The sequence below is a fragment of the Acinetobacter sp. TYF_19 genome, assembly GCF_043105125.1.
Lineage (GTDB): Bacteria > Pseudomonadota > Gammaproteobacteria > Pseudomonadales > Moraxellaceae > Acinetobacter > Acinetobacter johnsonii.
The window spans coordinates 56,396-80,366 of sequence record NZ_JBICLH010000066.1; the positions used below are offsets into that span (position 1 = coordinate 56,396).

24 protein-coding genes are annotated in these 23,971 nt (G+C 41.5%); 15 read left to right on the top strand and 9 right to left on the bottom strand.

Annotation, left to right across the window (positions count from 1 at the left end; genetic code table 11):
* Positions 1-34: 34 nt before the first annotated feature.
* Complete coding sequence (locus tag ACF8FD_RS09610) at positions 35-1,678, bottom strand: acyl-CoA synthetase (protein WP_392453341.1); 1,644 nt, start codon at positions 1,676-1,678, stop codon at positions 35-37.
* A gap of 510 nt (positions 1,679-2,188) precedes the next feature.
* Between ACF8FD_RS09610 and thrS the strand changes: the two genes are divergently transcribed.
* Together thrS and infC are read left to right on the top strand one after the other, a co-directional pair.
* Positions 2,189-4,111: a threonine--tRNA ligase gene (thrS, locus tag ACF8FD_RS09615; protein WP_151836216.1), complete on the top strand. Its 1,923-nt coding sequence runs from the start codon at positions 2,189-2,191 to the stop codon at positions 4,109-4,111.
* Positions 4,112-4,116: 5 nt separating this feature from the next.
* Complete coding sequence (gene infC / locus ACF8FD_RS09620) at positions 4,117-4,668, top strand: translation initiation factor IF-3 (protein ID WP_050796974.1); 552 nt, start codon at positions 4,117-4,119, stop codon at positions 4,666-4,668.
* A gap of 60 nt (positions 4,669-4,728) precedes the next feature.
* Here infC and ACF8FD_RS09625 read toward each other — a convergent pair whose 3' ends face one another.
* Entirely contained in the window at positions 4,729-5,202 is a 474-nt protein-coding gene (locus ACF8FD_RS09625; protein WP_058868963.1) for an Hsp20 family protein, read from the bottom strand.
* 288 nt (positions 5,203-5,490) lie between these two features.
* Here ACF8FD_RS09625 and ACF8FD_RS09630 point away from each other — a divergent pair, with 288 nt between their 5' ends.
* From ACF8FD_RS09630 to ACF8FD_RS09640, 3 genes are all read left to right on the top strand, one after another.
* The gene (locus ACF8FD_RS09630) at positions 5,491-6,111 is read left to right on the top strand and encodes a glutathione binding-like protein (protein ID WP_234304029.1); all 621 of its coding nucleotides are present in this window, start codon (positions 5,491-5,493) and stop codon (positions 6,109-6,111) included.
* A gap of 116 nt (positions 6,112-6,227) precedes the next feature.
* Positions 6,228-6,521 carry a hypothetical protein gene (locus ACF8FD_RS09635; RefSeq protein ID WP_234304028.1) on the top strand — a complete coding sequence of 98 codons (294 nt, stop codon included), beginning with the start codon at positions 6,228-6,230 and terminating at the stop codon, positions 6,519-6,521.
* A gap of 1 nt (position 6,522) precedes the next feature.
* On the top strand, positions 6,523-6,951 hold the full coding sequence (locus tag ACF8FD_RS09640) for a YqaA family protein (RefSeq protein WP_234304027.1): 429 nt from the start codon (positions 6,523-6,525) through the stop codon (positions 6,949-6,951).
* Between the two features lie 106 nt (positions 6,952-7,057).
* On the opposite strand, the gene ACF8FD_RS09645 is transcribed toward ACF8FD_RS09640, so the two are convergent.
* Together ACF8FD_RS09645 and ACF8FD_RS09650 are read right to left on the bottom strand one after the other, a co-directional pair.
* Positions 7,058-7,789: an energy transducer TonB gene (locus tag ACF8FD_RS09645; protein WP_392453342.1), complete on the bottom strand. Its 732-nt coding sequence runs from the start codon at positions 7,787-7,789 to the stop codon at positions 7,058-7,060.
* Between the two features lie 104 nt (positions 7,790-7,893).
* Entirely contained in the window at positions 7,894-9,147 is a 1,254-nt protein-coding gene (locus tag ACF8FD_RS09650) for an MFS transporter (RefSeq protein WP_392453343.1), read from the bottom strand.
* 221 nt (positions 9,148-9,368) lie between these two features.
* Here ACF8FD_RS09650 and rpmI point away from each other — a divergent pair, with 221 nt between their 5' ends.
* Together rpmI and rplT are read left to right on the top strand one after the other, a co-directional pair.
* Positions 9,369-9,563, top strand: a complete 195-nt coding sequence (gene rpmI, locus ACF8FD_RS09655; protein WP_004278281.1) for a 50S ribosomal protein L35 — start codon at positions 9,369-9,371, stop codon at positions 9,561-9,563.
* Between the two features lie 11 nt (positions 9,564-9,574).
* Positions 9,575-9,934 (top strand): 50S ribosomal protein L20, encoded by a 360-nt coding sequence (gene rplT, locus ACF8FD_RS09660; protein ID WP_004692276.1) that lies wholly within the window; start codon positions 9,575-9,577, stop codon positions 9,932-9,934.
* Positions 9,935-9,963: 29 nt separating this feature from the next.
* On the opposite strand, the gene ACF8FD_RS09665 is transcribed toward rplT, so the two are convergent.
* The gene (locus ACF8FD_RS09665) at positions 9,964-11,172 is read right to left on the bottom strand and encodes a hypothetical protein (RefSeq protein ID WP_392453344.1); all 1,209 of its coding nucleotides are present in this window, start codon (positions 11,170-11,172) and stop codon (positions 9,964-9,966) included.
* Between the two features lie 191 nt (positions 11,173-11,363).
* Here ACF8FD_RS09665 and ACF8FD_RS09670 point away from each other — a divergent pair, with 191 nt between their 5' ends.
* Together ACF8FD_RS09670 and ACF8FD_RS09675 are read left to right on the top strand one after the other, a co-directional pair.
* Complete coding sequence (locus ACF8FD_RS09670; protein ID WP_234304024.1) at positions 11,364-11,867, top strand: adenylate kinase; 504 nt, start codon at positions 11,364-11,366, stop codon at positions 11,865-11,867.
* A gap of 177 nt (positions 11,868-12,044) precedes the next feature.
* Positions 12,045-12,257, top strand: coding sequence for a hypothetical protein (locus ACF8FD_RS09675; protein ID WP_078388714.1), 213 nt, complete (start codon positions 12,045-12,047; stop codon positions 12,255-12,257).
* Between the two features lie 61 nt (positions 12,258-12,318).
* Here the strand turns inward: ACF8FD_RS09675 and ACF8FD_RS09680 are convergent, their stop codons facing one another.
* Positions 12,319-13,335 (bottom strand): hypothetical protein, encoded by a 1,017-nt coding sequence (locus ACF8FD_RS09680; RefSeq protein WP_078388713.1) that lies wholly within the window; start codon positions 13,333-13,335, stop codon positions 12,319-12,321.
* Between the two features lie 157 nt (positions 13,336-13,492).
* Here ACF8FD_RS09680 and pheS point away from each other — a divergent pair, with 157 nt between their 5' ends.
* The 3 genes from pheS (at position 13,493) to ACF8FD_RS09695 (ending at position 17,280) form a co-directional block, all read left to right on the top strand.
* Complete coding sequence (pheS, locus tag ACF8FD_RS09685) at positions 13,493-14,473, top strand: phenylalanine--tRNA ligase subunit alpha (RefSeq protein WP_004979194.1); 981 nt, start codon at positions 13,493-13,495, stop codon at positions 14,471-14,473.
* Positions 14,474-14,605: 132 nt separating this feature from the next.
* Entirely contained in the window at positions 14,606-16,987 is a 2,382-nt protein-coding gene (pheT, locus tag ACF8FD_RS09690) for a phenylalanine--tRNA ligase subunit beta (protein ID WP_125280950.1), read from the top strand.
* Positions 16,984-17,280 carry an integration host factor subunit alpha gene (locus ACF8FD_RS09695; protein WP_004649746.1) on the top strand — a complete coding sequence of 99 codons (297 nt, stop codon included), beginning with the start codon at positions 16,984-16,986 and terminating at the stop codon, positions 17,278-17,280. The genes pheT and ACF8FD_RS09695 overlap by 4 nt, the downstream gene beginning before the upstream one ends.
* Positions 17,281-17,424: 144 nt before the next feature.
* Here ACF8FD_RS09695 and ACF8FD_RS09700 read toward each other — a convergent pair whose 3' ends face one another.
* The 3 genes from ACF8FD_RS09700 to trxA form a co-directional block, all read right to left on the bottom strand.
* A complete protein-coding gene (locus tag ACF8FD_RS09700; RefSeq protein ID WP_005400740.1) occupies positions 17,425-17,682 on the bottom strand; it encodes a hypothetical protein in 258 nt (85 codons plus the stop codon).
* Positions 17,683-18,092: 410 nt separating this feature from the next.
* Positions 18,093-19,361, bottom strand: coding sequence for a transcription termination factor Rho (gene rho / locus ACF8FD_RS09705; protein WP_004692266.1), 1,269 nt, complete (start codon positions 19,359-19,361; stop codon positions 18,093-18,095).
* Between the two features lie 330 nt (positions 19,362-19,691).
* Entirely contained in the window at positions 19,692-20,018 is a 327-nt protein-coding gene (trxA, locus tag ACF8FD_RS09710; protein WP_004692264.1) for a thioredoxin, read from the bottom strand.
* 263 nt (positions 20,019-20,281) lie between these two features.
* On the opposite strand from trxA, the gene ppx reads away from it, so the two are divergent.
* From ppx to tilS, 3 genes are read left to right on the top strand one after another with little or no spacing between them, the layout of a single operon-like run.
* Positions 20,282-21,805: an exopolyphosphatase gene (ppx, locus tag ACF8FD_RS09715; RefSeq protein WP_004692262.1), complete on the top strand. Its 1,524-nt coding sequence runs from the start codon at positions 20,282-20,284 to the stop codon at positions 21,803-21,805.
* Between the two features lie 30 nt (positions 21,806-21,835).
* Positions 21,836-22,660, top strand: a complete 825-nt coding sequence (locus ACF8FD_RS09720; protein ID WP_004692261.1) for an acetyl-CoA carboxylase carboxyltransferase subunit alpha — start codon at positions 21,836-21,838, stop codon at positions 22,658-22,660.
* The gene (gene tilS, locus ACF8FD_RS09725; protein WP_392453345.1) at positions 22,597-23,943 is read left to right on the top strand and encodes a tRNA lysidine(34) synthetase TilS; all 1,347 of its coding nucleotides are present in this window, start codon (positions 22,597-22,599) and stop codon (positions 23,941-23,943) included. Before ACF8FD_RS09720 ends, tilS begins: the two co-directional genes overlap by 64 nt.
* Positions 23,944-23,971 lie beyond the last annotated feature (28 nt).

Genomic DNA, 23,971 nt, shown 5'->3' on the forward strand with positions numbered 1-23,971 from the left:
TTGAGAATATTTGCTTGTATAGACTGCTGAATGTTTAGCTAAACTCGCCCGTTGCACGCTCTTTGGCCCAATCGCGTAGAACAAATTTTTGTAACTTGCCTGTCGAGGTTTTTGGAATTTCGGTAATCACTACATCTTTCGGGACTTTAAAACGTGCCAGATGTTGCTTACAGAATTCAATGATTTCCTCAGGCGTGGTTTCTTTACCTGCTTTGAGTTCAATAAATGCACAGGGCACTTCTTGCCAGCGAGGATCGGGCTTCGCGACCACCGCAGCCGTTAAAATAGCAGGATGTTGATAGAGAATTTCTTCAACTTCTAGTGATGAAATATTCTCACCTCCAGAAATAATGACATCTTTAGAGCGGTCAGTAATTTTGGCATAGCCATCAGGTTGGCAAACGGCAAGATCGCCTGTATGGAACCAACCACCAGCAAAGGCTTCTGCCGTGGCTTCAGGGTTTTTGAGATAACCTTTCATCACAATGTTACCTCGGAACATAATTTCACCCATAGTTTGACCGTCATGCGGTACAGGTTGCATCGTGTCTGGATCCAGCACTTTCATACCATCTTGCAGTGGGTAAGGTACACCTTGGCGTGAGTGCAACTGCGCTTGTTCCTGAATAGATAAGTCAGACCAACCCGCTTGAGAGGCACAAAGCGCAGAAGGTCCATAGGTTTCAGTCAGTCCATAAACATGGGTGACATTTATACCAATATGGCGCATGCCTTCAATGATTGCAGCAGGAGGTGCAGCACCTGCCACCATCACTTCAACGCGATGCTCAAAGTGGATCCGTTGCTCTTCAGGGGTGTTGATCATCATGGATAGCACAATTGGCGCACCACAGAAATAATCGACTTTATGCTCAGCGATGACTTTGAAAATGAGTTCAGGGTCAATTTTACGTAAACAGATATTGGTGCCCCCATTGGCTGCCATGGTCCATGCAAAGCACCAGCCGTTACAGTGGAATAAAGGTAAGGTCCACAAGTAGGTCGCACGTGGTATCATGCCACAAGCAATGATGTTACTGGCTGCATTGATATAAGCGCCACGGTGGTGATAAACCACGCCTTTTGGGTTGCCTGTGGTGCCAGAGGTGTAGTTAAGGCTAATGGCATCCCATTCATCTTGAGGTAAATGCCATTCAAAGTTGTCATCGCCTTCGGTTAACCAGTCTTCATACTCGATTTGCCCAATCGGGGCTGCAAAACAGTTTTCGTACTCAGCATCATCTACATCAATCACGAAAATATCGCGTCCGACCAAAGCCAAGGCTTCTTGTGCAACCGATGCAAACTCTGGATCCACCAATAAGACTTTGGTTTCTGCATGATCAAGCATAAATGCGATGGTTTTGGCATCTAAGCGCGTGTTCAATGTGTTGAGCACAGCACCTGCCATTGGGACTGCAAAATGTGCTTCGATCATTGCAGGGACATTGGGCAGCAAAACAGAGACAGTATCGTTCTTTGTGATTCCCAATTTTTGTAACTGTGAGGCAAATTGGCGACAGCGAAGGTAAGTTTCACGCCATGAAATATAGCGGTGCCCATGAATGATGGCATCTTGATGAGGGTAAATATAAGCAGCTCGTTCTAAATAACGTAATGGTGACAAAGCTACAAAGTTTGCGGGGGTTCTTGGTAACTCATCATACGCACTCACCATGTTGATCACTCCTGAATTTGGTATTATTTTTTCCATTGATTAAAAGATATGCATTTTTCAGCCATCTTGCATTTATGCTTTAGTCGAGTTGCGCTTTTTAGATGAATTTATTGAATTTTTTGTTTAGTTTATCTAAACTGAATCTATGGATTCTGTGCGCTATAAACCCTTTTAGTTAGATTTTAGCCTGCTTTTTAAGCAAAATGTGTATGCTTGTGTTGCTGCATTGTTCAATAAAAAGTGACCGATACAGTCATTATAAAATGTAGCGATAAGGATTGCGGAACATCAATCCCCCTCATTTTAGGGAGGCTGATGGATTGGCAAATGAATTCAAAATGGGCTGAAACGTGAATTTTCTAGGGGAAAAGGTTTAATCCTGTGGATAACACGTGTAAAATTCGACTGATTTTATTTATCCACCGTTTTTATCTTTTGAGGTTTTACCTCGATCATAATCTCGCGGTGATATGCTCCATGGTACGGGGCATCACTCCTTAAGGATTTTTTATGCCAATTATCACTTTGCCAAATGGCGATCAAAAACAATTTGATCAAGCTGTATCTGTGATGGATGTTGCACTGAGCATCGGTCCGGGTCTTGCGAAAAATACAGTTGCAGGAAAAGTCGATGGTCGTTTAGTCGATGCATCTGATTTGATTACCACGGATGCCAGCCTTCAAATTATTACGCCTAAAGACGAAGAAGGTGTCGAAATCATTCGTCACTCTTGCGCTCACTTGGTAGGGCATGCGGTTAAGCAATTGTTCCCAGAAGCAAAGATGGTCATTGGTCCTGTCATTGAAGAAGGGTTCTACTATGACATCTGGATGCCACGTCCATTCACTTTAGATGATATGGCAGCCATCGAAGAGCGTATGAAAAAGCTCATCGATCAAGACTATGATGTCATCAAAAAAATGACCCCACGTGATGAAGTCATTGCAGAATTCACTGCGCGTGGTGAAGAATATAAATTACGCTTGATTGCAGATATGCCTGAAGAAACACAAATGGGCTTATACTACCATCAAGACTATTTAGATATGTGCCGTGGTCCACACGTGCCAAATACTAAATTTTTAAAAGCATTCAAACTGACTAAAATGTCAGGCGCTTATTGGCGTGGCGATGCAAAGAATGAACAGTTACAACGTATTTATGGTACAGCGTGGGCAGACAAAAAACAGCTTGCAGCTTATATCAAACGTATTGAAGAAGCTGAAAAGCGTGACCACCGTAAAATTGGTAAAGCTTTAGACCTGTTCCATATGCAAGAAGAAGCACCAGGTATGGTGTTCTGGCATCCAAACGGTTGGACCATTTATCAAGTACTTGAACAATACATGCGCAAAGTACAACAAGATAATGGTTACCTCGAAATTCGTACCCCGCAAGTGGTTGATTTCACGCTTTGGGAAAAATCAGGCCATGCTGCAAACTATGCGGATGGTATGTTCACGACGCATTCAGAAAGTCGTAACTATGCAATTAAACCGATGAACTGTCCTTGTCACGTACAAGTGTTCAACCAAGGTTTAAAATCATACCGTGATTTGCCAATTCGTTTGGCTGAGTTCGGTTCTTGTCACCGTAACGAACCATCGGGTTCACTGCACGGCATTATGCGTGTTCGTGGTTTTACGCAAGATGATGCACACATTTTCTGTACCAAAGAGCAAATTGGTCAAGAAGTGGCTGACTTCATTCAACTGACTTTAGATGTGTATAAAGACTTCGGTTTCGAAGATGTGCAAATGAAGTTGTCTACACGTCCAGAAAAACGTGTGGGTGATGATGCACTTTGGGATATGGCTGAAAAATCTTTAGCAGATGCTTTAGATGCTGCTGGTTTGGAGTGGGAACTTCAACCAGGTGAAGGCGCATTCTATGGTCCGAAAATTGAATTCTCACTGAAAGACTGCTTAGGCCGTGTATGGCAATGTGGTACAATCCAATGTGACTTCAATTTGCCAGAACGTTTAGATGCGTCATATGTCACTGAAGACAATGATCGTGATCAACCTGTAATGTTGCACCGTGCAATACTTGGCAGTTTTGAACGTTTTATTGGTATACTAATCGAACACTATGCGGGCTTTATGCCACCTTGGTTAACACCAATTCAAGCATGTGTGATGAACATTACCGATTCACAAGCGGAAGCATGTGAGTCAGTCGTCGCTAAACTTAAAGAAAACGGTCTCCGTGCGATTTCAGACTTGAGAAATGAGAAAATCGGCTTTAAGATTCGTGAACGTACATTAGAGCGTATTCCTTACTTACTGGTACTTGGGGACCGTGAGGTAGAGGAAGGTACAGTGAACGTGCGTACCCGCTCAGGAACAAATTTGGGTACTATGTCAATCGACGCTTTCGTTGACCTAGTAAAAGCAGCCGTTGCCGAACGCGGCCGGTACATTGTGGAGTAACAGCGATTAAACAGCCTGACCGTAATCAACAGGGCGGTAACAAATCAAACCGTCCTGCTTTGAATGATGAAATTCGTGCGAAAGAAGTCCGTCTTGTAGACGAAAATGGTGAGCAAAAAGGTATTGTTAGCTTGGCAGAAGCATTACGCGCTGCTGAAAGTGTTGAGCTTGATCTTGTTGAGATCGTAGCAAACGCTGAACCGCCTGTTTGTAAAATCATGGACTTCAACAAGCATTTGTTTGATCTAAAGCAAAAGCAGAAAGAAGCGAAGAAAAAACAGCATCAAGTACAGGTGAAAGAAATCAAACTCCGCCCGGGTACTGATGTTGGTGATTACAACGTAAAACTACGTGCAATCACTAAGTTCCTTGAAGAAGGCAACAAAGTAAAAATTACTCTTCGTTTCCGTGGTCGTGAAATGGCGCATCAACAGCTTGGTTTGGCTCAACTTCAAAAAGTTGAAGCAGATGTGGCTGAAATTGGTGTTGTTGAACAATCACCAAAAATGGAAGGTCGTCAAATGGGTATGTTGCTTGGTCCTAAAAAGAAAAAGTAATCATCCAATCATCAAAAAAGCCCTGCTCGAATAGCAGGGCTTTTTTGATTTAAAGCATAATTACTCAGTGCTTACAGTTTTTTCTATAGAGTCAGGCTGATCAAGTAAAAGTTTTTTCTTACCAATTGGGATTTCGCGTGGAAGTTTCTCTTCTGGTATGATTCGTTCTAACTCAATGACCAATAAACCATTCTCATAATCAGCTTGTTGAACTTCAATATGTTCATCTAAGCGTAAAGACAATTTAAAGGCACGACGCGCGATTCCTTTATGCAGATATTCAGTTGTTTCTTTCTGAACAACTTCAGGTTTACCTGAAATGGTAAGAAGCTGATTTTCTAGACTCAGCCCTAATTCCTCTAGGCTAAAACCTGCGGTAGCCACCACAATGCGATAACGGTTTTCACCAGATTTCTCTATGTTGTATGGAGGATAATTGGGTGCATCACTTTGCATGGCGTAGTCAATAAAATCATTTAAACGGTCAAATCCAATGCTACGACGAAATAAAGGATGAAGATTTAGATTACTCATGATTAGAACCTCCTGAGGTCAGCAAAGTTTTAAAAATAAGAAGATAAAAACTTAAATCTGCCATGTATAAACATCGACAGAATGTTAAAAATCGTCATTTCTAACACAATAATTAATATGTGTTTGAGTTTAAAAAAATCAAGTTAAAGATCTATTTTTTTAAATAAATTTTATATATATTTGATAATTATAAAATTATTTTTAATTTTCAGAGCTTGTTGTTTCTTTTTAAATCTATTAAGGTGTGTAAAGAGCCACCATCTACGGTGTATGGAGAATAATTTTAAAATGATTGATCTTTATTATTGGGGAACACCCAATGGACATAAAATTAGCATTGCATTAGAAGAGATGGGTTTGGAGTATCAAGTTTTTCCCATCAATATTTTAGAAAATGATCAGTTTCAACCCGACTTTCTGCGCATTTCACCCAACAATAAAATCCCTGCGATTGTCGATCAAGAGGGTCCTAAAGGTGAAGCCATTTCTGTGTTTGAGTCAGGGGCGATTTTGCAGTACTTAGGGCGTAAAACAGGACAGTTTTATCCAAGCGATGAACAGTCTCGTGTTGAAGTTGAGCAGTGGTTGATGTGGCAAATGGGTGGTTTTGGTCCAATGCTTGGACAGAACCATCACTTTAGTAAATTTGCACCCGAACGTATTGCGTATGCGACTGAACGCTATGTCAATGAAACTAAGCGCTTGTATGCTGTACTAGACAAGCAGCTTTTTGGTCAAAACTATGTGGCTGGTGAGTATTCGATAGCGGATATGGCAATTTTCCCATGGATTTTGCGTTATGAATGGCAACAAGTTGATATAAATGACTATCCAAATGTGAAGGCTTATATGGAGCGTATTCAAGCGCGTCCTGCAGTTCAGCGTGCGTTGGCGCTTCAAGTGAATTAGTTACAGAAGCGCTGACTTGAACTGTGTTAAGCTTAGCACCTTCAAGGTATAAGCCATTCTTTAAAGCCACCGATGGGTGGCTTTTTTTGTTGAAAGGTTGTTTGGACATCAGTGTAATGAAAAAAGAGTTTTTTCTCAATTTAACCCGCATTATTGAAGCGAATCCTAAAATCTATCTCAGTATTATTGTGGGGATTGCGGGATGTTTGGTGCTATTTGTAGCTGAAGCGGTACACATTCAAAAAATCATTGAACTGCTGAATACCAAAGATCAGGCGGTACTTCGAGCCGCAATTGAACCGATTGCTGATAAGTATTCATGGTCGCGTTGGTTATTGTTGATTTTGGCATTGATCTGGTCAGGTTTTGCCTATAGCTCAACCAAGAAAAAGCTAGGTTTAAAATCATAAAATGATGTGGGCCTTAGGACTACTTTTCCTTTCTGCTTTTGGAGCAGCAACACTGCTACCTTTACAGTCAGAAGCAGTCTTGGTGGGATTGTTGGCTCAGACGCAGTATTCAGTGTGGTTGTTGTTAGCTGTCGCCAGTCTAGGTAATATTTTAGGTAGCTGTGTGAATTGGTGGCTCGGCTTGAAAGTTGAGCAATACAAAAACAAAAAATGGTTTCCCGTCTCAGAGCAAAAGATGTTGCAGGCACAGGGCATTTATCAAAAATATGGTTTTTGGTCTTTATTGCTCAGTTGGATTCCCATCATTGGTGATCCGATTACCCTCATTGCAGGATTACTCAAAGAAAACTTTGTTCGTTTTGTCGTGATGGTGAGTATTGCGAAAATCGGACGCTATCTTTTTGTGTATTGGATGTTTAGTCAGTTCTAATTATTTTCAGAGACCAACTAGCCACATGCTTATATGTGCTGAATGGGTTTAAAGTTTATCTAGAGAGATGACACGAGTGAGTAAAAACTCGTGTCATGCTAAATTCTTAACGACAAGCATTTAGATCGAATTCAATCGCATCTTTAAATTTAGACTTTTTATAGAGCCACAGTGTACTTGCCGTGCGTTTAACACTGACTTTGCTGTTTGCAACGGCTTGTAAAACTTGTTGATCAAGCTCGTAAATACCTGAACCTTTGATAATTTTAGGCTTCTTGATGTTGCCGTGTTTATCGGCTTTAAAGCTAAATTTAATTTGACGGTCATGATCATTTAACTGGGTTGAATCTAGCGCAAGCGTAGGTTGAGCCTGATATTGAAAAGGCACTTTTTGCTGCTGTTGTTGCGCACGCCAATTCTTCGAGTCAAAGCTATAGTTACATGCTTCGACATCATCTGGGGTTAAATTTAAATTAAAAACTTGATAACCAATGACGGCTAAAGCGGTGTCGTCCTCCATAACTGGTTTTACTTTGGCTTGAAGCACAGCATTCACCAGCTTTTCATCCAAAGCTTTGAGTCCAGTCGTTTCTTGGACTGTCGCTTTGGTTACATCACCTGTTTCATCTGCATACACACGAATAATTGCTGCACGGTTTTGTTGATTTAAATCGCTATTTTTATATTGGGGTTTGGGAAAATCTAGCCATTGAATACGCGTGGTCAAATGCGCCGATTGAGCTGAACTTTTTTGAATGGTGAGTTCTAATGGTGGTTGAGCTGCATGACTGAGATGAAAGGGCAGTGTAGATAATGCGAGCAAGAAGAGTGGTTTCATATGATCGATTTCTTTTATAACGCATCCAGTGCGCATGACTTAAATAATTGTTGCGAGTATTTCCTGAATTAGAAAGACTCGCAAGTTATATTGTTAAATTAAAACTATTTTTGCTCGGCTTGGGTGATGTCTACACCAAATAAGTCTTTGGTTTTAGCCCAACTGAGTGCGACCACCAAGAGTGTCATGCTGCCGCCAAAAACCGTTGCAATCACAGGACCTAGATATTTTGCTGCAAGACCTGACTCAAATGCCCCCAGTTCATTACTACTCGACACAAACATGCCATTTACCGCTGCAACACGGCCTCGCATATTTTCAGGAGGATAAATTTGTAAAATGGTCTGACGAATTACCACTGAAATACTGTCACATGCACCCGTCATAGCAAGAGCAAACAAAGACAACCAGGGGGAGTTTGAGTAAGCGAACAATAAGGTGAATAGGCCAAAACCTGCAACAGCAAGCAGCATATTGCGCCATGCATGTCGGGTGGGCGGAAAACGCGTCAGCGCAATCATGGTGATGAGTGCACCAATCGATGGTGCTGCCCGTAAATAGCCCAATCCTTCGGGCCCAATTTTCAAAATATCTTCAGCAAAGATCGGGAGCAAAGCAATCACACCACCAAACAGTACCGAGACTAAGTCGTGTGAGATGGCCCAGAGGACAATTTTAGTTTTAGCAATAAAGCGAAAACCTTCACCTAAACTTTGTAGTACACGTTCCGTTTCTATTTTAGGAAAAGTGCGTTTGCTTAAAAGATTGACGAGTAAGAGACATAGGCTGAGCAGTACCGCTACACTGATTAAACTGGTTTCACGGCCTAAAAATGCCAGCATAAATCCACCGAGCATCGGGCCAATAATCACACCGCTTTGCCAACCGATGGTGGTCCATGTAGCACCATTGGCATAAATTTCCCGAGGAATTAAAAAAGGTTTGAGTGATGTTGCAGATGGGTTATAGAACCCCCGAATTGTTCCTAGGCCAAAGATCACGGCATAAACACCCCATGACAGGGTGGAGAGTTCAATTTGCTTTAAGCCATAAGCATGAAATAAACCCCATAAAACCAAGGGCAGTGGAATAGCAAAGAATAAGCAGATTTTCATGATGGTTTGCTTATTAAAGCGATCTGCAAAATAGCCGCCCCATAAGGAGAGCGCAATAAAGGGGATTGCTTCTGCCAGACCAATCAAGCCTAGAGTGAGTGGGTCTTTGGTGATTTTATACAAAGAATACGCCACAATAATTTCCTGAATTAAAATGGCAAGCGTCAGGCAAAATTGATTGAGTGTAACAAGAGAAAAGTCTCGGTATCGGAGTGCGGCAAAAGCATCCTGTGTAGCGTTCATAAGGGAACCGTATGGAATGGATGAGGCATTATACGACTTGGACTAAACCTCGGTTATAAATTCATCGCTTAAAGCTTATCGGGAAATAAACTAAGCTTGCTTTTATTGTTGATTATTTGCTTTTGTTTTAGACAAAGTTCGATTAGAATATTCGCTCCCTTACCTGCAGGTCGTTTTGCAATGGTGCAAACGTTCCGAACAGGTGTTCAAAAGAGGTTGTTATGCCTAAGATGAAAACTCGCCGTGGTGCAGCTAAGCGTTTTAAAGCTACTGCTAACGGTTTCAAGCGTAAACAAGCGTTCAAACGCCACATTTTGACCAAAAAATCTGCTAAGCGTATTCGTCAATTACGCGGCTGTGTAATGGTTCACGTGAGTGACGTTGCTTCAGTTCGTCGTATGTGCCCATACATCTAAGGAGATTATAAATGGCTCGTGTAAAACGTGGTGTACAGGCTCATCGCCGTCATAAAAAAATTCTTGCTCGTGCTAAAGGTTACTACGGCGCTCGTTCACGCGTATATCGCGTAGCGTTCCAAGCAGTAATCAAAGCGGGTCAATACGCTTACCGTGACCGTCGTCAGAAAAAACGTCAATTCCGTGCTCTATGGATTGCGCGTATTAATGCTGGTGCTCGTCTAAATGGTTTATCGTACAGCCGTATGATCGCTGGCTTGAAAAAAGCTCAAGTGATTATCGACCGTCGCGTACTTGCTGACATCGCTATGCATGACGCAGTTGCATTTGCTGCTTTAGCTTCTAAAGCTAAAGATGCATTAGCTGCATAAGTCTTTAAGACTTAAAGAAAGACCGCTTTTTAGCGGTCTTTTTTATTGTTTGAATGGATGATGCTTTTATAAAGTGCATATAAAAATGCAATCGTTAGTATAAAAGTATTTCCCCACGATACGGAATAGAATGCCAAAGTCCACAATGCACAGTAACACCAAATGATGTACCATAAAAATTTCATGATTTTGAATAAATTAAAAGAGCTTAAAGCTACGCTCTTTGTTTCTACTTGATGTTCTATGTCTTTTAGGTGCGCGGTATTTTCTACTACATCATTAGATGTCGGAATTTGAACGGTGTTTTTTTCAATAGAAAAAGAAGAATCTTTTGTTGTTTCGGGAATATTGGACAAGTAATTGCAATTTTTAATGTCTGAAAACTGATATTGATTTGCACAGTGTTTAAAGATTAGTGGGCGGAGTAGGGTCAGTTGATTATAGGCTGCTGAAAAAGTATCTTTTTCGTTACTATTCATTTGAACATAATCGGAATATTCATTTTTTGAATGTGATGCAGCGGAATATTGCTGTTCTAATAAAGCTGTATTTTCTATCAAATTCGAAGCGTAATTTTTTCGAATAGTGAATGGAAATATCGGATACTGCTCTTTTATAGAATCATTGAATAAATCGCCGACATAGCAATTATTGATATCTAATGGAATTGGATAACTGCCATATTGTTTTGCCATATCATTAAAATAAAGACGTGCTTCTGTGTCTTTAAAAAAAGTATCCCAATTGATTGGCTTTAAGTCTTGTTCTATAGTAGAAATTGCTTGAGGGGATGGGTGGTGTAACGTGTATGCCTCTACATTTTGGTAATAATTGGAATAATCATAAAAATCTTTGTTTCCATATTCATCAAAACTTTGCCATGTTGGTTTTTCATCGCTAAGGATTAAAACTTTATATTCATTATGAGGATAATGCACAACAATACAAAAACTTTCTTTATCGGTTGAAAAATAAAAAATTGAAGAGTCATTGAGTTCCATATGCAAGTCTTGAGCAACATGTAAACTCAGTTTTATGGCTCCGGATTCTTGTAGGCGACCCAATAGATGTGAAGCAGAACCGCATAAAAGCGTACCGTATTTAGTATCACGTAATATTGGAAAATGGTTGAATAATAATGGATGTCTATCTAGGATCTCTGTATCAACGGCACCATTTAAATATTCATTTCCATAGCTTACAAAAGCAATTTGGCGATAAGCTCTATTTAGATACACTTTTTAATTCCGATAACTATATTTTACTAATTGAATAAATACTAAAAATTATTGTTTTGTCGGTGCAGAGAATATCGGTGTTTACGTTTTTAGGCTATTACTTTAATTGTAATTTTATTGCTAATAATGTTTTAGGTATTGAAACTTCTAGATATAGTTTTTAACTCTTTTCGAGTCTTGGGTAGATGGTTATGAAAAAAATTAATGTTGTAGGAACCTCTGCCACGGGAAAGTCTACATTTTCCAGAGCTTTGGCCGAAAAGTTGGATTTGCATTATATCGAGCTTGATAATCTATTTTGGCTTGATGACTGGCAAGAATGTCCCGATGAAGTCTTCTTTGCCAAGATTGAATCAGAAGTCCAAAAGGCAACACAGGGCTATGTGATCGATGGTAACTATACCCGCGCCATTCCTGTGAAATGGGCGGAAATTGATACTGTCATTTGGTTGGACTTACCGTTTCCAGTCAACCTTTACCGTTCTGTGAAGCGTGCGGTTCAGCGGGCATGGGCGCAACAGGATTTATGGGAAAACTCGAATAATCGGGAAAGCTTGCTACGGATGTTTGGTCGGGACTCGATTATTTGGTGGATGATCAAAACACATGCTAAAAACCGACAGAAATACTTAAAAATGATGCAGATGCCTGAATATCAACATATACAGTGGATTCATTTAAAGACACCAAAATAGGTGAGTCGTTTTTTAGACCAGTTGGCTGTTGAAAAGCATAACGTTTAAATAAAAAAATATCATTGCATACTCAGCGATCAAGATGAATTGTTAAGCTTTAGTTACATAAATCTGCTTTAATCTCAAAGGTGGTCGATGCCTAATAAATAAAAAGATTAAAAAGAAAAGGAGCAGGATATGCTTGCAGAAATTACTGGGATGGGACAGGGAAGTATTACGGTGGAATTAGAAATGATTCCCAGAAAAGGCGAGTCAGTTAAAATTATGTATGGACCTGATGCGGAGCTAGAAGGCGAGGTGGTTTCGGTTAATCATTATATTAATCAACATGCCAATCAGCATAAGGTGCAAATCAAAATCCGGCCCTTCAATCTTCTAATTACCGCCTGAACAAATTGAGACCATAAAAAAGCGCTCTTTGAGAGGAGCGCTTTGATATATCTCTAATAGCTTATAAGCCAAAATAATAGCCAACTAGGCAGATCAAAATCGTAATCACGATTAAAGCAAACACCCCAGTTTTCCCCGATTTATGGTGTATTTCATGAGGCTTGCTCTCTATCGCACTTAATTTAGGTGTTGGATGATTACGTGCATCCAGTGGTGTAGTTGTGTCTTTGGGTGTGAGCTGCGCGGTTTGATAGTGATTGGCCACTTTTACGATAAACTTGGTACTTAAATCATCAATCTTTTGCTCAAAATGACGTAAGTTCAATTGCTCATCTGGCGTGAGTACTTGGCCTTCTGCATTATAAGGATGTTGAATCTTAGTCTGGATCAATGCTGATAGTGTATCTAAACGATACAGCGTTTGGTGTGCATAATCAGCAGCGTAATCTGTTGGTAAAAGAGCGAGACGGTGGACTGCATCTGTGGCATCTTGTTGCCCATAGTAAGGTAAGTTTGCCGTCTCTGGCTCTACTAAATCTTGTGCAAATGGCGCACTAAATAGTTCTTGTTCGGTAAAGTTCTCGATTTCATCCCATTTCGGCGTTTGTAAATCCGCTTCAATGCGTTTGCTGAGTTTGTGATTCAGTTCAAAACGCCATAAATTTTCGCTACGGATTGAGCTTTGTTGTGCCTTTGGAACTATAAAATCATGTTCAGCGCTGTACCACTCAGCCAGTTCTTTACCAAAAATCCAAGCAGTTTTTTGCTGTGCTTGATGGCTCACAATAATATGTGGTGTAGCGAGGAGTTCAATATTTGAGTTGGGGTTCTTTTCATCTGCTAGCAATGTTGAGCTATGCAGACTGAGCTGTTTGACCCCTTGTTTTTTTAAGGCTTCAAGCCATACCTGAAAATGCTGAGCCAGTAAATGTTGGCTATTTAGGTCACGGAACTGAAAGCAATGTCGGTCAAAAATGGCATGTTCTAACCAACGTTGGAAACTTAGGTTGTGGCGTAAATATTCATTGCCATAAGTCACTAAAGTAAGTTGTTGTTGCCAAATAGGATCAAGCGACATCGTTTGTTGTTCTCTTCTGTGATGGCCCTATCTTAACCTGATTATAAAACCATGTACTAAACAAATTTTCCTGATCGTAGAGCTTCATCAACGTGCTTAAAAACTGATAGAATATGGGGTTTTATTAATTTTATAAATTGTTGCTTTGAGAGTTACTATGTCACTGGAAGCCCTGACCACTGAAGCGCTTGCTGCGATTGCAGCAGCAGAGGACCTTGCTACACTCGATCAAGTACGAGTGCAGTTTACGGGTAAGAAAAGCCAGCTCGCTGAGCAATCAAAAGCTTTAGGTAAAATGGACCCTGAAGAGCGTAAAAATTTTGGTGCGCAAATTCATGCAGTCCGCGAAGCGATTACCGGTGCTTTAACTGAACGCCAAACACAATTACAACAAGCGGCGTTGGCGCAAAAACTTGCAAGTGAAACGGTGGATATTACTTTACCGGGTCGTGGTCAAACGATTGGTAGTATTCACCCCGTTACTCAAGTACAAGAGCGTATTTGTCAGTTCTTTACCAAAGCGGGCTTTGTGATTGAAACTGGGCCAGAAGTTGAAGATGACTACCACAATTTTGAAGCTTTAAATATTCCAGGGCATCACCCTGCGCGTGCAATGCACGATACATTCTATTTCGATGCGACACATTTGTTACGTACCCATACTTCTGGTGTGCAGATTCGTACCATGGAAACCCAGCAACCCCCGATTCGTATTGTATGTCCAGGTCGTGTATACCGCTGTGACTCTGACCAAACGCATTCGCCAATGTTTCATCAAATTGAAGGTCTGTATGTCGCTGAAAATACCAGCTTTGCAGAACTGAAAGGTTTGTTGGTTAATCTATTAAACGAATTCTTTGAAAAAGACTTAAAAGTGCGTTTCCGTCCATCTTATTTCCCATTCACAGAGCCAAGTGCTGAGGTGGATATTATGGATGAGCGTGGTAAATGGTTAGAAGTGCTTGGTTGTGGCATGGTACATCCAAATGTCTTGCAGGCAGCAGGGATTGATCCTGAAAAATACAAAGGCTTTGCTTTCGGTCTAGGTGTGGAACGTTTTGCGATGCTTCGTTATGGCATCAATGACTTACGTATGTTCTACCAAAACGATGTGCGTTTCTTACGCCAATTTGCTTAAACAGATTTATACCTCTCCCAGCCTCTCCTTGAAGGAGAGGAGTTATTTGTGATGACTCGGGGTTCTCCTTCTTTTCCAAAAGAGGGAGTTAGAGGGGGATTCAAAAATTTAGATTTATAGGTTTTTAACAAAATGAAAATTAGCGAAAATTGGTTGCGTACATGGGTTAATCCAGCCGTTGATAGCAATACTTTATCTGATCAACTGACCATGTTGGGTTTAGAGGTCGATGATTTATCGCCTGCGGCAAAACCGTTCACTGGCGTGGTTGTTGGTGAAGTGTTGACGGTAGAGCAACATCCTGATGCAGACCGTTTACGTGTGACCACAGTGAATATTGGTTCAGGGGAACCTTTACAAATTGTTTGTGGTGCACCAAACGTACGGGTTGGTATGAAAGTCCCAGTGGCAACCATTGGTGCTGTGCTTCCAGGCGATTTCAAAATCAAGAAAGGCAAACTTCGTGGCATTGAATCACAAGGGATGTTGTGTGGTGCATCTGAAATTGATCTAGAAGACAAAATTGATGGCCTTTTAGAGCTGCCCGTTGATGCACCTGTCGGTGTGGATATTCGTGAATATTTAAATTTAGATGATCATGTCATTGATATCAGCATCACGCCAAACCGTGGTGACTGTTTCAGTATTCGTGGTATTGCCCGTGAAATTGGGGTAATTAACCAACTGACTGTGACTGCACCTGAAATTAATGCCGTTGCTGCGACTATTGCTGATGAGAAAAAAGTTGTGGTGAGCACTGAAGGCTGCCCACGCTATTTAGGTCGTGTGATTAAAAACGTGAATACTAAAGCAGCAACCCCAGAGTGGATGGAACGTGCTTTGGTTCGCTCAGGGATTCGCCAGCACAGTATTTTGGTTGATATTACCAACTATGTACTGATGGAGTTAGGGCAACCACTCCATGCTTTTGATGCAGCAAAAATTCAAGGTTCAGTCCAAGTTCGTCAAGCGAATACGGCGGAGAAATTGGTTCTCCTGAATGAGCAAGAAGTTGAGCTCAATGAAAAAGTCATGGTGATTGCGGATGATGAAAAAGCATTAGCGATTGCAGGCATCATGGGGGGCTTGTCTTCATCTGTTACCGATGAAACCCAAGACATTTTCTTAGAGTCTGCATTCTTTGCCCCATTAGTCATTGCAGGCCGTGCCCGCAGCTTTGGTTTACATACCGATGCATCACAGCGTTATGAGCGTGGCGTGGATTTTGAACTCCCAATGCTCGCGATGCACCGCGCATCACAATTGATTGCTGAATTGGCGGGTGGCGAGTTCGGTCCGATTACGACTGCGGAACAAGCGGCTGTTTTACCGAAGCGTGAAGCGATTGAGCTAGAACAAGCACAAGTGGACCAATTGCTTGGTTATCGCGTAGATGCTGCATTTATTGAGGATGCATTAACCCGTTTAGGTTGTGCTGTGACGGTTAAAGCAGAAGGTCAGTGGTCTGTAGTACCACCTTCACACCGTTATGACATGGCAATCTACCAAGACCTGATTGAAGAAGTCGCACGTATTCATGGTTATGACAATATTCAAATCAGTTTGCCAAAAATTGAAGCGAAATTGGCTCAATATCAAGACCAATTTGAAGTGACTCAGCTTCGTCAAACCCTCGTGACTTTGGGGTATCAAGAGGCGATTAGCTTTAGCTTTGCAGACTTAAAGCTTGAGAAGCAACTCAATACGGCTGTGAATCCTTTGGCTTTGGCTAACCCGATTTCAAGCGATTTAGCAGTGATGCGTTCAACATTGCTCTCTAGTTTGATTCCGTGCGTGCAATACAACGTAAACCGCCAACAAAGCCGTGTACGTTTCTTTGAACTAGGCTTACGTTTTGACTATCAAGACGCTGAATCTATTCATGATTTGAAACAAATTCCTACCCTTGCAGTGATTGCAACAGGTGCAAAAACGTCAGAAACTTGGCATGCTAAACCTCAAGCTATGGATTTCTTTGATTTCAAAGGTGAAATTGAAGAAGTATTGGCAGCAGGTCGTGTGCAGGTTGAATATGTTCGCTCTGAACGTAGCTGGTTGCATCCAGGACAGTCTGCTGAGGTTTTAGTCGATGGCCAATCTATTGGTTACTTTGGTCGATTACATCCATCTTTAGAAGATGCATTGGATTTGAGCACGACTTGGGTGGCTGAACTTGATCAATCGGCTGTTTTGCAAACTTATGTATCTAATTTTACAGAATTATCACGTTTTCCGTCGGTTAGACGTGATATTGCGCTTTTAATTAGTGATAAGATAAATGTAAGTGAAATTCAGCAACTTATCGAAAAAACAGGTGGTGAACTTTTAGACTCGACTTGGTTATTCGATGTGTACACTGGGCAAGGCGTTGAAGACGGTAAGCGCTCATTGGCATTTGCACTTCTTTGGCAACACCCATCACGTACGCTTGAAGATGCTGAAATTAAATCCGGTATGGATCATATTTTACAAGTGTTGGAAAACACTTATCAGGCGACATTGAGGGCTTCATGACAGCATTAACAAAAGCGGAAATGGCTGACCATCTAAGTGAGCTCACGAGTTTAAACCGTCGTGAAGCTAAGCAAATGGTCGAGTTGTTCTTTGACGAGATTAGCCAAGCGCTAATCTCTGGTGAGCAAGTTAAACTTTCTGGTTTCGGTAACTTTGAGTTGCGTGATAAACGCCAACGTCCAGGTCGTAACCCGAAAACGGGTGAAGAAATTCCGATTTCTGCACGCCGTGTAGTGACCTTCCGCGCAGGGCAGAAATTCCGCCAGCGTGTGGGAAATGAGCAGATCGATTGATCTGCTTTTTTTTGCTTAAAATTTTTGGTGATCGGTTGGTTGATTAAATTCTTATCAAATAATGGAACGTCGTTTTTTGATAAATTTTGAGCATAAAAAAAGAGAGCCAAGGGCTCTCTTTTTTACTGACTAATCTCTAAGAGATTAGTGAGCTTTAGCTTCAGAAGCAGCAGCAACAGTAGCTTCAGAAGCAGCAGCAGTAGCTTCAGAAGCAGCAACAGTAGCTTCAGAAGCAGCAGCAGCAGCATCTACAGCAACTTCAGATGCAGCTTCAACAGCTTCAGATGCTGCAGCAACTTCAGATGCAGCTTCAGCAGCAGGAGCTTCTTCTTTCTTAGCACAGCCAACGAAAGCTAAAGTAGTAGCAACTGCAGCAGCAATAGCGATTTTTTTGAATAACATGGCATCACTCTCTAAAATATGAGATTAAAAAAAACCGACGTTAGTCTGTTGTGTGCTTTTATTGTTCCTAATTTTGTTAGGGACTAACAATGCAGGAGCAGCCTAACTGGTCTGCAAATATGCTATCACTGCGCATTTTGAATTGCTACTAGCTGGGATGAAAAAAGTGATAAAAAAGGTCTAAAAACAGGGCTTTTTTAACAGAAAATAACAATCAATGATGAGGTTAGTATTGGATAAGTACTAAATAAACATTTAAAAAGATGAAGGTTTTTATTTCAAATTTTTGTTTATCAAAAACTTGCAAATAAGTTTACAGAGAATGGAATGTAATGTTGCTTTGTGTAAGCTAAGTCAACCAAATAAAAAGGCTGTCGTTAAGACAGCCTTTTTAGGTGAAGTAGGTCGGGTTAGCTGGTCGCTTTACGCTTCATTTGATCAAAGAAATCATCGTTGGTTTTGGTTTCTTTCATGCGATCAAGTAAGAACTCCATTGCTGCAAGTTCATCTTGGGTATGAAGTAACTTACGTAAAATCCAGACTTTACGTAGATTGTCTTCAGACATTAAGCGCTCTTCGCGGCGGGTGCCAGACTTTTTGATATTCATCGCAGGGAAGACACGTTTTTCAGCAATACGACGATCCAGTGTAATTTCTTGGTTACCTGTACCTTTAAATTCTTCGTAGATCACTTCATCCATTTTACTGCCAGTTTCAATCAGAGCTGTAGAAATGATGGTTAGTGAGCCACCTTCTTCAATATTACGAGCTGCACCGAAGAAACGCTTAGGGCGTTCCAGCGCATGTGCATCCACACCACCAGTTAAAACCTTACCAGATGAAGGCACAACCGTGTTATAAGCACGTGCTAAACGGGTAATGGAGTCGAGCAGAATCACAACGTCTTTCTTGTGCTCAACTAAACGTTTTGCTTTTTCAATCACCATTTCAGCCACTTGAACGTGACGAGCAGGAGATTCATCAAACGTTGACGCAATGACTTCACCACGAACAGTACGTTCCATTTCGGTCACTTCTTCAGGGCGTTCATCAATGAGAAGAACGATCAGGAAGCACTCAGGGTTGTTACGCACGATCGACTGAGCGATGTTTTGTAACAACATGGTTTTCCCCGCTTTTGGTGGCGCTACGATAATTGAACGTTGGCCTTTACCGATAGGTGCAACCAAGTCAACTACACGTGCAGTTAAATCTTCTGTCGTCCCGTTACCAAGTTCCATCACCAATTGTTCGGTTGGGAAAAGTGGTGTTAAGTTTTCAAACAAGATTTTGTTACGTGAGTTTTCTGGCGTGTCGTAGTTAATTTGGTTCACTTTTAACAGTGCAAAATAACGTTCGCCTTCTTTGGGTGGGCGAATGGTTCCCGTAATGGTGTCACCAGTACGTAGATTGAAACGACGAATTTGAGATGGGCTAACATAAATGTCATCTGGGCCTGCAAGGTAAGAACCCGCTGCAGAGCGTAAGAAGCCGAAGCCATCTGACAGAATTTCCAAAACGCCATCCCCAAAGATCTCTTCGCCATTCATCGCATGGCGCTTTAAGATGGCAAAAATAATGTCTTGCTTACGGTTACGAGCCATTCCTTCGAGGCCCATAAATTCAGCAATTTTGATGAGTTCGCCAATCGGTTTTTTCTTGAGTTCGGTTAAATTCATAGGAGGTCAGATAAGAATCAAAAATTCTAAATTACAGGATGAAAAGGAAGCAACATTTAGCCGCAGACATGCAATGAAGTAACGCAATTGTATTTGAACTATAACAATTCAGAGGACTGATTCATTGTTTGAAGAGAAACGTGTCAAAACAATTTGTATTGCCGAGCGGCGATCTTATGTGTTGTGTCTTTTAAGAAAATGACAGGATTGAATAATCCTTTATCTCTTGATCATGCAATATAAGAGAGAAAGACAGACTTGTCAATTTATAGCCGAAAAAAATACGCTGTTGTTTAGACAGCGTATTTCATTTTCAATCTAAACGGCTGCTTAAATATTTTCTTCAATGAAAGCAGTCAATTTCGATTTTGGTGCAGCGCCCACTTGTTGAGCAACAACTTCACCATTTTTGAACATAAGTAATGCAGGGATGTTACGGATGTTATAGTTCACAGCCGTTGCTTCGCAAGAAGTCACGTCAACTTTAACAATCTTCACTTTACCTTCGTATTCGTTCGCCAATACTTCTAATACAGGTGCAATTGCTTTACATGGCGCACACCAGCCTGCCCAGAAGTCAACAAGCACAGGAACGTCTGATTGAAGTACATCAGCGTCGAAGTTTGTATCAGTTGTATTTACGATATTGCCAGACATGGATAACTCCAGTTTCAATTTTTGGATAGTTTTATGGCTAATAGTATGTCATAGCCTGCTATCACTGAGTAGATGGATTACTAAATTTTCAACCTTTAGTTTGAATTTGTCTAATTGAAGCTCACGATGTTACTGATCGTGTAACACAATTGTCATATATGCCGAAATTTTAAAAGCTCGTCAATTTCTGACCACAAATGGCTTTTAAATTGCATGGAGGTGAATTAATCTAAGCACAATTCTGTATAGGTTTATATTAAATCATGTCTGATTTTTTGATTGATGAAGAGTTACTTGCTGCCATCGATATGGGGTCGAACAGCTTCCACTTAGCAATTGCTCGAGTGGACCATGGCGAAGTGAAAAAAGTTGCGTCAATGTCAGAAAAAGTACAGTTAGCAGCGGGTCTAGATGAAAATAAAAATTTAACAGAAGCCGCACAGCAGCGTGGTTTGGCCTGTTTATCTCGCTTTGTCGGACGTTTAGGTTCGGTTCAGCCGAATCGTTTAAGAATTGTGGCGACCAATGCGCTACGCCAAGCCAAAAATGGACATGAATTTATTCAAAAAGCGGCAGAAATTTTGCCGAAGCACATCGAAATTATTGCGGGTCGTGAAGAGGCTCGACTGATTTATTTGGGTGTATCTCATACCATGGTAAACAGTGGGCGCCGCCTTGTGATTGATATCGGTGGGGGTTCAACAGAGTTGATTATTGGTGAAGAATTTGAGCCCATTCATACCGAATCTTTACAAATGGGCTGTGTAGCATTTACTAAAGCCTTCTTTGTCGATGGTGAAATTAACCAAAAAAGTTTTGATAAAGCCGTGGTTGCAGCACGTAAGGAGCTGTCAGGTATTGCCAATACCTATAAAGAAGCGGGTTGGGATACAGTGGTCGGTTCGAGTGGAACCATCAAAGCGTGTCGTCAAATTACCGTAAATATGGGTTGGAGTAATGAAAAAGAAGAACTCACCCGTGACGGTTTAGATAAGCTCAAAGAAAAATTGCTCAAATATAAACACGTCGCTGAGATGGAATTTGATGGCCTAAAAGAAGACCGTCGAGCAGTTTTGCCAGCCGGAATCGCTATTTTGTATGCCATTTTTGATGTACTCGAACTGGATAAATTGGTGTATTCAGATGGTGCCCTACGCGAAGGGGTGATGTATGACTTGCTGGGACGTTTTCAACATGAGGATATTCGAGATCGTTCTGTACAAGCGTTAATGGGTCGTTATAACGCCGATCCAAAACAAGCTGAACGGGTCGTGAACATGGCTCAGCATTTGTTTGATGGTGTGGCGGATTCGCTAAAATTAACCACAGAAGACAGTGATTTACTGCGTCGAGCGGCTTATCTGCATGAAATTGGTTTAGCGATTAGCCATGCGGGCTACCATCGTCATGGCGCATATTTATTGCAACATTCTGACATTGCGGGATTCTCGCAAATCGATCAAAACCATCTATCACATTTGGTGGCCCATCACCGTCGTAAGCTGCGTAGTGACGCACGTGTCGATGTGATGAAGGTTGGCGGCAACAAATTAGTCTATCTATGTTTGTTACTTCGCCTCGCAGTTTTACTGAATCATAGTCGTAGCGATCAGATGCTTCCTGCCATTGAATTAACAGTAGGCAATGCGCAACAATGGCAGCTGAGTGTTTCTGGTAATGCCGCGCAATGGCCTTTGCTGGTTGCAGACTTGCATGATGAGCAAGCGCAATTTAAGCATTGGGATGTTGAGCTGGATATCCAATCAGAACAATTTGTCGATGAATAAATTGGTCAATTAGGGATTTATGGTTGAGCTATGAAGAATAAAGCTGCGCAATCCAAAGCATGGACGACGGTTCAAATTGCACGTCATCCTGAGCGTCCGCAATTTTTAGATTATGTGAGTGAAATTTTTACCGAATTTGATGCTTTGCATGGTGATCGCTTATTTGGTGATGATGGTGCAATGATCGGTGGATTAGCTCGCTTTGAAGGTCAGCCAGTCATGATTGTGGGTCAACACCGTGGTCGTAGTACGCGTGAAAAGTTACAACATAACTTTGGTATGAGTAACCCAGAAGGTTACCGTAAATCACAACGTTTACTCGATATGGCTGAACGTTTTAATCTACCCGTCTTTACATTTATTGATACCATGGGTGCATATCCAGGTGTGGGTGCAGAAGAACGTGGTCAGGCTGAAGCAATTGCAACGTCTTTGGCACAACTTTCAAGCTTGAAAGTGCCTGTCATTGCAACTGTACTCGGTGAAGGCGGTTCAGGCGGTGCACTGGGTATTGGTGTGGCTGACCGTGTGGTGATGTTGTCCCATAGTATTTATTCAGTCATTTCACCTGAAGGCTGTGCATCTATTTTATGGAAAACAGCTGAAAAAGCAGAGCAAGCCAGCGAAGCTTTAGCATTGACTGCGGAAAAACTACAGAAAATTGGTATTGTTGAATATGTGGTCGATGAAGGTGAAGGTGCTCATCTCAACCCAGAACAAGTCATGCATGCTTTAAAAACCGTTTTAAAAGATGCATTGGCTGAGTTGCAACCAATGGATGCGAATGAACGATGCGAAGCACGTTACCAACGTTTAATGAAGTTTGGCAGCGACAATTTAGGGCTAGTGTCTTAACTGAGTTTCAGGATACGCCTGAACAGCCTCATTTTTTAATCGGATGTAGTGGTGGCATGGATTCCATGTTGCTACTCCATTTGATGTCTCATTTATTTCCCAAGCGCATTCGTGCCATCTATATTGATCATCAATTGCAGGATGTCAGTCCGCAGTGGGGCAGCTTTGTTCAAGAACAATGCTATGTCTTGGATGTCCCATGTGTGATTCAAGCGGTGGATGTTGATACAGGCAATGTAGAAAGCCAAGCCCGCAGTGCACGTTATGCGGCCTTTCAGAAGCATCTTCTTGGCAATGAAATTTTAGTTCTCGCCCATCATCAACAAGATCAAGCCGAGACCGTTTTACTCCGATTACTCTCTGGTGCGGGGATTCATGGACTTGCCGCCATGCAGAGCATCGACATACGAGAGCAATTTACAATTTGGCGCCCTCTATTGGCTTTGTCCAGACAGCAAATTGAGCTGTGGGCCGCTGAGATGCAGCTAAGAAATATTCAAGACCAAACCAATTTTGATACCAGTTATGATCGTGCATGGTGCCGAGCTGAGTTGTGGCCAATCTTAGAAAAACGCTTTCCGAAAATGCAGCAAGCTTTGGCACGCACCAGTTATTTGATGCAAGATGCCGAAACGATTTTGGCTGATGTGTTGGCACAAGATTGGGCCAGTTGCGGGAATGCTGCGGTTTTAAACTTAACCCCATTTCGTCAGTTATCTGCACCGAGACAGCGACAGTTGCTCTCTGCTTGGATGAAAGGTGAGGATTTATATCGTCCTGCTTTTGATATGGTGCAACGCTTGTTTGATGAAGTGATTGAATCCAAAGTGGATGCCCAAGCCGCATTGCATTGGAACCAATATTATTATGTACGCTATCAACAACAGCTCTTTCGTGTCAGTAAAGCAGAGTATTTGGCGGAACAATTTCACACGATTGAGCCAATTGGGCAGCGTTTTAGTTTAGATCAAGCTTATGCATTGGCTTCAGGGCAATTTCGCATTGAAACACAAAAATATGGACTGTCTTCTGCATTATTAGAGCAGCCTTTACAGATAAAACCGCGTTTAGGTGGGGAAAAACTACATTTGTATGGACGCGTTGGGGCTTGGCCATTGAAAAAAGCCATTCAGAGCGCACAAATTTTTCCGTGGCAACGTCATACAATACAAATATTAAGCATAGATAATGTTATGCTTGGTGTTTTTACGCCTAAAGGATTTTGGTTGGTCGAGTCGGCTTATTGTGAAGCGGGTGGATGGCAACCAAATTTAATCGCTTAGTTAAAAAATTCAGGATAGAGAAATAATC